This window comes from Klebsiella ornithinolytica NBRC 105727 = ATCC 31898 (assembly GCF_001598295.1).
In the GTDB taxonomy this organism is placed as follows: Bacteria; Pseudomonadota; Gammaproteobacteria; order Enterobacterales; family Enterobacteriaceae; genus Klebsiella; species Klebsiella ornithinolytica.
Window position 1 is genome coordinate 366,787 of record NZ_BCYR01000004.1, and the last position, 10,162, is coordinate 376,948.

Annotated in this window: 7 protein-coding genes; 2 read left to right on the top strand and 5 right to left on the bottom strand. The window is 57.6% G+C overall.

Annotation, left to right across the window (positions count from 1 at the left end):
- Window positions 1–19: 19 nt before the first annotated feature.
- Genes ROR01S_RS11515 through ROR01S_RS11530 form a run of 4 tightly spaced genes read right to left on the bottom strand, consistent with a single transcriptional unit; the run spans window position 20 to window position 6,275 of the window.
- On the bottom strand, window positions 20–3,178 hold the full coding sequence (locus ROR01S_RS11515) for a CusA/CzcA family heavy metal efflux RND transporter (RefSeq protein WP_032716448.1): 3,159 nt from the start codon (window positions 3,176–3,178) through the stop codon (window positions 20–22).
- Window positions 3,179–3,189: 11 nt separating this feature from the next.
- Entirely contained in the window at window positions 3,190–4,467 is a 1,278-nt protein-coding gene (locus ROR01S_RS11520) for an efflux RND transporter periplasmic adaptor subunit (RefSeq protein WP_032716449.1), read from the bottom strand.
- A 45-nt stretch (window positions 4,468–4,512) separates the two neighbouring features.
- Complete coding sequence (cusF, locus tag ROR01S_RS11525) at window positions 4,513–4,860, bottom strand: cation efflux system protein CusF (RefSeq protein ID WP_015585239.1); 348 nt, start codon at window positions 4,858–4,860, stop codon at window positions 4,513–4,515.
- 29 nt (window positions 4,861–4,889) lie between these two features.
- Window positions 4,890–6,275 carry an efflux transporter outer membrane subunit gene (locus ROR01S_RS11530; RefSeq protein WP_044348419.1) on the bottom strand — a complete coding sequence of 462 codons (1,386 nt, stop codon included), beginning with the start codon at window positions 6,273–6,275 and terminating at the stop codon, window positions 4,890–4,892.
- 172 nt (window positions 6,276–6,447) lie between these two features.
- Between ROR01S_RS11530 and ROR01S_RS11535 the strand changes: the two genes are divergently transcribed.
- Window positions 6,448–7,131 carry a copper/silver response regulator transcription factor gene (locus ROR01S_RS11535; RefSeq protein WP_004857434.1) on the top strand — a complete coding sequence of 228 codons (684 nt, stop codon included), beginning with the start codon at window positions 6,448–6,450 and terminating at the stop codon, window positions 7,129–7,131.
- Window positions 7,121–8,572, top strand: coding sequence for a Cu(+)/Ag(+) sensor histidine kinase (locus tag ROR01S_RS11540; protein WP_064359500.1), 1,452 nt, complete (start codon window positions 7,121–7,123; stop codon window positions 8,570–8,572). The genes ROR01S_RS11535 and ROR01S_RS11540 overlap by 11 nt, the downstream gene beginning before the upstream one ends.
- 56 nt (window positions 8,573–8,628) lie before the next feature.
- Here ROR01S_RS11540 and ROR01S_RS11545 read toward each other — a convergent pair whose 3' ends face one another.
- Complete coding sequence (locus ROR01S_RS11545; RefSeq protein ID WP_004857441.1) at window positions 8,629–9,750, bottom strand: ribosomal protein uL16 3-hydroxylase; 1,122 nt, start codon at window positions 9,748–9,750, stop codon at window positions 8,629–8,631.
- Window positions 9,751–10,162 lie beyond the last annotated feature (412 nt).

Consider the following 10,162-nt stretch of genomic DNA (forward strand, 5'->3'; position numbering starts at 1 on the left):
TTCTGGCCCCCGCCTGGTATCAAGCCGATATCGCTTTCCGCGTCTGCCGGTGCCGGTACAGCCACATCAGTTTATACGCTGCCGGGATGATAAACAGCGACAGCAGCGGGGCGGTGATCATCCCGCCGATCATCGGGGCGGCGATGCGACTCATCACCTCCGATCCTGCGCCGGTGCCCCATAAGATGGGCAGCAGGCCGGCGATAATCACCGCCACGGTCATCGCCTTTGGCCGCACGCGCAGCACCGCCCCCTGATACAGCGCCTCGTCGAGCTTTTCGACGCTAAAGGTCTGCGGATTTTCCAGCGACGGGTGAGCTTCAATCGCGTGGCGCAGGTACATTAGCATCACCACGCCAAACTCCGCCGCCACCCCGGCCAGCGCAATAAACCCGGTGCCGGTGGCAACCGACAGATGGAACCCCATCCCGTACAGGAACCAGATACCGCCAACGAGGGCGAACGGTACGCTGGTAATGATCAGCAGTGCCTCGCCAAAGCGGCGGAACGCCAGGTAGAGCAGGACGAAGATGATCATCAGCGTCATCGGCACCATCAGCTTCAGCTTCTGATTGGCGCGTTCGAGCAGCTCAAACTGCCCGGAGTACGACACGCTGATCCCCGGTTTCATCTGCACCTGTTCGGCGATGGTTTTTTGCAGGTCGTGAACCACGGAGACCATGTCGCGATCGCGGGCGTCGATGTAGATCCAGCTGGCCGGGCGGGCATTCTCGGTTTTTAGCATCGAAGGACCGGTCACCACCTTCACTTCAGCGACGTCACCGAGGGTGATTTGCTGCTTCATCGGGGTCAGGACTGGCAGCTGGCGCAGGGCGTCCGGGCTGTCGCGATAGCTTTGCGGGTAGCGGATGTTGATCGGATAACGCTCAACGCCTTCTACCGTTTCACCCACCATGGCGCCGCCGATGGCCGACGACACAAACAGCTGAACGTCGCCTACGGTCATGCCATAGCGGGCCGCTTTTTCGCGGTTGATATCGATATTCAGATAGCGCCCGCCCACCAGGCGTTCTGCCAGCGCCGAGGTGACGCCCGGCACGGTTCGGGCGACCACTTCGATCCGCTCGGCGACCTCGTCGATATCGGAGAGCACCGTGCCGGAAACCTTAATGCCGATCGGGCTTTTGATCCCGGTGGAGAGCATATCGATGCGGTTACGAATCGGCGGTACCCACAGATTGGCCAGCCCCGGCAGCCGCACGGTCTTATCCAGCTCCTCAATAATCTTCTCCATGGTCATCCCCGGCCGCCACTGCGCCTGCGGCTTGAGCTGAATAGTGGTTTCGACCATTTCCAGCGGCGCGGAGTCGGTGGCGGTTTCTGCCTTACCAGTCTTGCCAAACACGCGGGCTACTTCCGGCACGGTCATGATCAGCTTATCGGTTTTTTGCAGCATATCCGCCGCCTGCGCGGCTGAGATCCCCGGCAGCGTCGAGGGCATATACAGCAGATCGCCTTCGTTGATCTGCGGTAAGAACTCGCCGCCGACCCGGTTAAGCGGCCAGATGATCGTCAGGATCGACAGCAGTGCAACCAGTAGCGTGGTTTTCGGCCAGTGCAGCACCTTCAGCAACAGCGGGTGATAAATGCGGATCAGAAAACGGTTGAGCGGATTACTGGTTTCCGCCGGGATCTTACCGCGGATCCAGAAGCCCATCAGGATCGGGATCACCACGATCGCCAGCAGCGCCGCACCCGCCATCGACCAGGTTTTGGTAAAGGCGAGGGGACCAAATAGCTTCCCTTCTTGTCCTTCGAGGGTAAAAATCGGGATAAACGACAGGGTAATAATCAGCAGGCTGATAAACAGCGCCGGGCCGACCTCCACCGAAGCGTCGGTGATGATTTTCCAGCGCGTGTCGTTGGCCAGTTTCTGCCCCGGGTTATGGTGCTCCCACTCTTCCAGCCGCTTATGGGCGTTTTCGATCATCACGATGGCGGCGTCAACCATCGCCCCTACGGCAATGGCGATACCGCCCAGCGACATGATGTTGGCGTTCAGTCCCTGAAAATGCATGACGATAAAGGCGATACAGAGACCAAGCGGCAGAGAGATAATCGCGACCAGCGCGGAGCGGATGTGCCACAGGAACAGCGCGCAGACCAGTGCTACGACGATAAACTCCTCCAGCAGCTTGCTGCTGAGGTTGTCGATCGCCCGGTCGATCAGCTGGCTGCGATCGTAGGTCGTCACGATTTCTACCCCTTCCGGCAGGCTGCTTTTCAGGGTCTCGAGCTTGTCTTTAACGGCGGAAATCACTTCGCGGGCGTTTTTGCCGGAGCGCAGGATCACCACGCCGCCGGCCACTTCGCCTTCACCGTTCAGTTCGGCAATGCCGCGGCGCATTTCCGGGCCCATTTGTACCCGCGCCACATCGCGCAAAAAGACCGGCACGCCGTTGTCGCCGGTTCTCAGCACGATATTATTGAAGTCATCCAGCGTCTGCAGGTAGCCGCTGGCGCGCACCATATACTCAGCTTCCGACAGCTCGACGGAAGAACCGCCCGCCTCCTGGTTGGAGGCATCCAGCGCGGATTTCACCGTCGACAGGCTGATGCCATACTGGGTCAGTTTCTGCGGGTCGACGACAATCTGATACTCTTTGACCACGCCGCCGACCGATGCCACTTCCGAGACATTGGGGATGGTTTTCAGCTCATATTTTAAAAACCAGTCTTGCAGCGAGCGCAGTTCGGCGAGGTCGTGTTTACCGCTGCGATCGACCAGCGCATATTCGAAGATCCAGCCCACGCCGGTTGCATCCGGTCCCATTTCGGCGCTGACGCCCGCCGGCAGTTTACCCTGCACCTGATTGAGATATTCCAGTACCCGGGAGCGCGCCCAGTAGGGGTCGGTGCCATCCTCAAAAATGACGTACACATAGGAGTCGCCAAACTGTGAGAAGCCGCGTACCGTTTTGGCTCCTGGCACCGACAGCATGGTGGTGGTCAGCGGCCAGGTGACCTGATTTTCGACGATTTGCGGCGCCTGCCCCGGATAGCTGGTTTTAACGATAACCTGTACATCCGAGAGATCCGGCAGAGCATCGACCGGCGTATGGACGATGGTCCACGCGCCCCAGAGGCTGAGAAACAGCGCGCCCATCATCACCAGAAAGCGGTTGGCCACCGAGCGACGGATTATCCATTCAATCATTTGTCATCTCCTCAGTGGGCGTGCGCTGTGGGTGTCGGTAGCGCGGCAGGCGTCTGCGCGCGCATCCTGTCCAGCGCGCCGGAAATATTGGCTTCCGAATCAATCAGGAACAGACCGCTGGAGACCACCTTTTCGCCTTCGCTGAGGCCGGCGCTGACCGCCGTGACGTCGCCGGATTGCTGGAATACGTCGATACGTTTCGGGACAAAACGCCCGTCGTTGTCAACCGTGATCACCCGCTGCTCCGTACCGGTATCGATCAGCGCTTTTGACGGAATCAAGAGCATCGGCTGGCTTTGGGTGTTCAACCGCAGCCAGGCGTTCATCCCCGGTTTGAGCATCTCGTCGGGGTTATCCACCTGCAGGCGCAGCTGTAGCGTGCGGGTCGTGGCATCGGCGCTGGGCAGAATCGTCCATTTGCTGATGGTGAAGGTTTTCCCCGGCCAGGCGGGAACGGAAATCGTCAACTGCGAGCTGTCTTTAAGCAGCCAGGCAATAGATTCCGGTACCGCGGCGCCGATCCACACCGGATCCATTCCCTGAATTTTCGCCACCACGTTATCCTTGGTGATGTTCATCCCGCTGCGCAAATCAAAGGCGGTGATAACGCCATCGATCGGGGCTTTGAGGGTGAAGCGGGTCTGAATTTTACGCGTCGCTTTTAAGCGGCGAATATCCTCTTCCGGCATACCGGCGAGGCGCAGACGCTCGAGGATCCCCTCCACCTGGGTGGCGGTTCCGCCGGTATCCCGCAGCAGCAGATATTCGCTCTGGGCTTCGACCCAGTCCGGAATGGTCAGATCGACCAGCGGCGTGCCCTGGCGAATTTTATCGCCAACGGTCAGGGGATATACTTTCTCGATAAATCCCGCCGAGCGCGCCTGCACAATCACAAACTGATATTCGTTAAAACTGACGCTCGCCGGCAGCAGCTGCTCGAAATGCAGCGGGCCACGGCGAACGGGTTCGGTTTTCAGCCCCAGGTTTTGGGTCTGCGTGGGATCGATACGCACGCCGGGTGTAGACGGGGAGGCTCCCTCTTCGTCGGCATACTTCGCCACCAGGTCCATATCCATAAACGGTGATTTTCCCGGTTTATCAAAGCGCGTATTAGGGTACATCGGGTCATACCAGAACAGCACTTTACGGGCCTCTTTTGTACCGGTCGGTGCCGCGCTGTCCGCGGCGGTTGGTGGCGAGAACCAGGCGTACAGGCTTGCGGAGATCATGCCGCCAATAAGCATACTGCCGATAATCAGCGCGCTGTTTTTGAGGGTTAACGAGGCCATATCTGTGTCCATTCCGGTGTTATTGGGAAGCTATCTCCGTGGGCGTTACTGTGCGAGATGGATATCCTGTAATAAGGAGAGATTGCCCTGCTGAATAAAGGTAAAGGCGACTTTGCTGCCGGCTTTAATGTCGTTGAGCGGCGTTTGCGGGGTAAAGGTGAAACGCATGGTCATCGGTGGCCAGTTCACCGCCGGAATCGCATCATGGGCGATGGTGACTTTTTTGCTTTCCATATCAATGGATTTAACCTCGCCGGTGGCGCTGATGGCCGGCGTTTGTTGCGCGGCGGGCGCGGCGTTCATCATTTCGCCATGCTGATGTTCGTTGGCCTGCGCGCCGAACATCACCGTAGAAAGCAGGCCGAAAATGAGGGTTTTAGTAAGGTGATTCATCATTCATGCTCCTGAAAGTAAATGAGGGGTTATTCCATCCAGCCGCCACCCAGGGCGGTGAATAGCTTGATTTCGTTGACCTGACGGGCGTAGTTGAGGTCCAGCAGGGTTTGTTGCGTGGTGAAGAGCGAACGCTCGGCATCCAGCACTTCGATATAGCTCACCGCGCCGTGCTGATAGAGCGCTCTGGCTCGCTGCCGGGTCGTCTGCAGCGAAGCGAGGTAGCGTTGCTGAGCGCTGATTTGGTCTGCCAGGCTCTGGCGCAGGGCCAGCGCATCGGCGACCTCTTTGAAGGCGGCCTGAATTTTTTGCTCATAATTCACCACCGACTGCTGCTGGCGGATTTCCGCTAAATCGAGGTTGGCCTGATTGCGCCCGGCATTAAAAATCGGCAGTTCGATTTTGGGGACGAAATTCCACATCCCGCTGGCGGGGTTAAACAAGCGTGACAAATCCGCGCTGCTGCCGGACAGCGAGCTGGTTAAGGTTATCGACGGGAAAAAGGCCGCGCGCGCGGCGCCGATATTGGCGTTCGCGGCGCGTAAACCGTGCTCGGCTTCTAAAATGTCCGGGCGCTGCAGCAGGATCTGCGAAGAGAGCGCCGGCGGCAAGGCGACGCCGTTGATATCAAGGAGGCTGCTGGCCGCGTCATCAGGCAGATGCTGGTAGCTCCCCAGCAGCAGCTGCAGAGCGTTGTTGGCCTGCGCCAGTTCGCCTTCACGTTTGGCAATATCGGCACGGGTGCTTTCGATGACCCCGCGGGCCTGCTCCAGCGCCAGGACATTGGTGCTGCCGGTCAGCAGCTGTTTCTCGACAAAGGCGTAGGAACGCTGGTAGTTCTGCAACGTCTCCTTCGCCACCTGCAGCTGAGCCCAGGCCAGGCGCTGGTTGAAATAGCTCTGCGAGACATTCGAGACTAATAGAATATGAACCGCCCGGCGGGCTTCCTCGCTGGCGAAATAGTTTTGCCTGTCCGCCTCGCTTAAGTTTTTCAGACGGCCGAAGAAATCGAGATCAAAGCTGAGGTTAAGCCCGGCCTGATAGTCGCTGGCGGTGGTGGTGTCACCTTTGAGTTTGCCGCTCCAGGTGGTGCTGGCGGCGCTATCAAGCTGCGGGTAGCGATCGGCGTCGGTGACGCCATATTGCGCTCTTGCCTCCTGGACTTTGAGCGTTGCCATGCGCAAATCCCGGTTGTTCAGCAGCGCTTCGCCAATTAGCGACTTCACCTGCGGGTCGACGAAAAATGTCCGCCAGCCGCTATCCTGATAATTTACCGGCATCGTGACCAGTTTGTTCTGGCTGCGTGAGAACTGCTGCGGCACCGGCGAGGTTGGCTGCTGGTACTCCGGTGCTAAAGAGAGGCAGCCGGTCAGAACAAAAGTCACGCTGAGCGTGATGAGCTTTAATTTGCGCATAGGGCAGGACGCTTTCGACGACGAATGAATGACGGGTACTGTACAAAACGGCCTCTGTTCGATGCGTGACAGGAAAATGACAAAGCTGTCATTTACCTGAGAATTCATTGCTATCCGGTTTGGCTCCACTAGAATTGGAAACCCGCACAAAAGGCGCGTGAAGGAGCATGTCATGAAGATTTTGATCGTCGAAGATGAGAAAAAAACCGGGGAGTACCTGACCAAAGGGCTAACGGAGTCCGGTTTTGTCGTCGACCTGGCCGATAATGGTCTGAACGGCTATCATCTGGCGATGACCGGCGATTATGACCTGTTGATTCTCGATATTATGCTGCCCGATGTGAATGGCTGGGATATTGTCAGAATGCTGCGCGCCGCCAATAAAGGGGTGCCCGTCCTGCTGCTGACGGCTCTGGGCACCGTTGAGCATCGGGTCAAGGGACTGGAGCTGGGCGCGGACGACTATCTGGTGAAGCCCTTTGCCTTTGCCGAGCTGCTGGCGCGGGTCAGAACCTTGCTGCGCCGCGGTGCGTCGACCATGGTTGAAAGCCAGTTTCAGGCGGCGGATCTGTTCGTCGATCTGGTGAGCCGTAAAGTGACCCGCGGCGGAACGCGTATCACCCTGACCAGCAAAGAGTTCACGCTGCTGGAGTTCTTTCTGCGTCATCAGGGAGAAGTCCTGCCCCGGTCGCTGATTGCATCCCAGGTCTGGGACATGAACTTTGATAGCGATACCAATGCCATCGACGTGGCGGTCAAACGGCTGCGGGCTAAAATCGATAATGACTTTGAACCGAAGCTTATCCAGACCGTGCGCGGCGTGGGCTATATGCTCGAGGTCCCGGATGTTGAGTAAGTGGTTTCCGCGGCCCTTTTCGCTGGCTTCGCGGCTGACTTTTTTTATCAGCCTGGCCACGATCGTGGCGTTCTTTGCCTTCACCTGGATAATGATCCATTCGGTAAAAGCGCACTTTGAGGAGCGTGACGTTCACGACTTAAAGCAGCTCGCGACAACGCTTGAAACGGTGCTAAACCACGGCGACTATCCGCAGGCCCAGCGCCTGGACATCGTGAAAAACGTCATTGATGGCTACGCCAACGTCTTTATCTGCCTCGATGATGCTAACGGACAGACGCTTTTCCAGTCGCCGAATGGCCCGGATCTGAGCCATATCATGAACCCCCCCGGGCTGGTGGCTCGCCTGCAGGACGGGAGTGTGATCTCGTGGAGCGATCCGCATCCGCGGGCGATGACGCATGATAACCATCAACTGCAAAGCAGCGCCTGGCGGCTGATTATGCTGCCGCTCGGCAAAACGGCGGAGGGCAAACCGGCTTATTACCTGCTGATGGCGTTATCGATTGATTTCCACCTGCACTATATTAACGAACTGAAGGCGAAACTGATTTCGGCGGCGTCGGTGATCAGCATTCTTATCATCTTTATTGTGCTGTTCGTGGTTTATCAAGGACACAAACCGATCCGCCAGGTCAGCCGGCAGATCCAAAACATCACGTCCAAAGATCTCGACGTACGGTTAAATCCCGGGAGTGTTCCGGTGGAGCTGGAGCGGCTGGTGATTTCGTTTAACCATATGCTGGAACGTATTGAAGATGTCTTCACTCGCCAGTCCAACTTTTCTGCCGATATTGCCCATGAGATCCGCACGCCGATTACCAACCTGGTGACGCAAACGGAAATCGCCCTCAGTCAGACCCGCAGCCAGAAAGAGCTGGAAGATGTGCTGTACTCCAGCCTGGAAGAGTTTTCGCGGATGTCGCGGATGGTGAGCGATATGCTGTTTCTGGCGCAGGCGGATAATAATCAGCTGATCCCCGAGCAGAAAACCCTGAACCTGGCCGATGAGGTCAATAAAGTGTTCGACTTCTTTGAAGCCTGGGCGGAGGAGAAAGAGGTGACGCTGCGTTTTACGGGAAATGCATGCTGGGTGAACGGCGACCCGCTGATGCTGCGGCGGGCAATCAGCAACCTGCTGTCGAACGCCATTCGCTACACGCCGGGTCAGCAGGCGGTGACGATTCAGGTCAGCGAAAGCGCCGGGCAGGCGAAGCTGGTGGTGGAAAATCCGGGGGCGCCGATTGCGCCTGAGCACTTGCCTCGGCTGTTCGACCGTTTTTATCGCGTCGATCCTTCCCGGCAGCGTAAAGGTGAGGGGAGCGGTATTGGCCTCGCGATCGTGAAGTCTATTGTCACCGCGCATCACGGCAGCGTGGTGGTGGAGTCCGATAGCCGCTCAACGCGCTTTATCCTGACCTTGCCAAAACAGATGCCATAAACGGCGAAAGCCTGGCAAAACCAGGCTTTCGGGTAGACCCGTGCGGGGCAGCGGGATTACTCTTCGAAGTACCAGTAGCCCTGATTGATCAGGCGGACGAGTTCCGCCACAAATGCCGGATTCTGTAGCGCTTCGCCCAGCTCGCCCTGACCCACAGTGGTATACCGGCACAGAGCGTCCAGCGCATTCGCGTCGGTTGTTTCCAGCTGCTCGCTGTTGACAAAGAAGCTGTCGCCGATATGCAGAACTCGTAGTCCGCTCAGGCGGCACAGCTTTTCACCCCCCGTCAGCGCATCCACAACGTCCTCTTCAGTATACGGCGGTTCGGCCGGGGCAATGTCCAGCTCATGGCGCGGGGTGGTCGCAAAGCGGCCGAACCACTGCTTAAAGTCTTCCGGTTGCTTAATCATGTCGATCATCATCGACTGCAAGCGCTCGAGCTCATACTCTTCCACGCGGCCGGGATGCTCACGGCAGGTGAGGTCCGGATCGCTGTAGTGCTCGCCGCCGAGATCGTTTTCCAGCGCGTAATCGGCAAAGCTACTGATGAGATCGCGACCATTAGGACCCCGGAAGCCGACGGAGTAGTTCAGCGCGGTTTCGTGGGTAACGCCATCGTGCGGGAATCCCGGCGGGATATAGAGGATATCGCCTGGCGCCAGATCTTCATCAATGATTGGCGGGAAAGGATCGACATGCAGCAGCGCCGGGTGCGGACAGAACTGGCGCATTGGCAGCTTGTCGCCCACGCGCCAGCGACGGCTGCCCATTCCCTGAATAATAAAGACATCATACTGATCGATATGCGGGCCAACGCCGCCGCCGGGGACGGAGAAGGAGATCATCAGATCGTCGAGGCGCCAGTCCGGCAGAACGCGGAAGGGACGTACCAACTCAGCAGCCGGCATATGCCAGTGGTTTACCGCCTGCGCCAGCAGAGACCAGCCGCTCTCGCCCAGGCCGTCAAAATGTTCAAACGGTCCGTTGCTCGCCTGCCAACGGTCGTTAACCAGGCTCACCAGGCGACTGTCGACTTCTGGTTCCATGGCCAGACCGGCCAGCTCATCCGGCGTAATCGGATCGACGAAGTCCGGGAAAGCATTCTTTAATACCACCGGCTGCTTTTGCCAGTACTTCTCTAAAAACTCGGGCCAGTTGATGTTCAGTTGATAAGCCATAGGTTCACACCAGTAATGTAGAAACGGGCCTGATTATAGAAAGGAGTCGGCCAGCGGCGCTTTGTCATGAGTCAATACAGCCGCTTAATTCGCCATCTGCGACGGTACGCGGTGAGAGGAGTAAAAAAAGAGAGGTGGAAAAATGGCGATGACCCATACCGCGCGCGCTTTTTTACACCGAGCAGGATTTGGCCTTGTTACCGCTGTAAGCCGCGTGGATACTGGGTTTCTCCGTTTCAGGGCCACCGGGGAGAAAACGAGAAAGTTCAAATAATGAGCGCTTGATAAGTTTTTTGTATTTTAAGGCTTGCCATGCAAACAAAACTCCCTATAATGCGCTCCCACTGACACGGCAAACGTGAACGAGTTCACAGATTAAGCCGGGTCGGCAGAGAAAAAATTCTGAAATTCA

What these genes read in the sequence shown, in the direction of transcription:
- cusF (WP_015585239.1), bottom strand. Translation starts at nt 4,860, where the DNA reads ATGAATCACCTTACTAAAACCCTCATTTTCGGCCTGCTTTCTACGGTG.
- ROR01S_RS11545 (WP_004857441.1), bottom strand. Translation starts at nt 9,750, where the DNA reads ATGGCTTATCAACTGAACATCAACTGGCCCGAGTTTTTAGAGAAGTAC.
- ROR01S_RS11540 (WP_064359500.1), top strand. Translation starts at nt 7,121, where the DNA reads ATGTTGAGTAAGTGGTTTCCGCGGCCCTTTTCGCTGGCTTCGCGGCTG.
- ROR01S_RS11515 (WP_032716448.1), bottom strand. Translation starts at nt 3,178, where the DNA reads ATGATTGAATGGATAATCCGTCGCTCGGTGGCCAACCGCTTTCTGGTG.
- ROR01S_RS11530 (WP_044348419.1), bottom strand. Translation starts at nt 6,275, where the DNA reads ATGCGCAAATTAAAGCTCATCACGCTCAGCGTGACTTTTGTTCTGACC.
- ROR01S_RS11520 (WP_032716449.1), bottom strand. Translation starts at nt 4,467, where the DNA reads ATGGCCTCGTTAACCCTCAAAAACAGCGCGCTGATTATCGGCAGTATG.
- ROR01S_RS11535 (WP_004857434.1), top strand. Translation starts at nt 6,448, where the DNA reads ATGAAGATTTTGATCGTCGAAGATGAGAAAAAAACCGGGGAGTACCTG.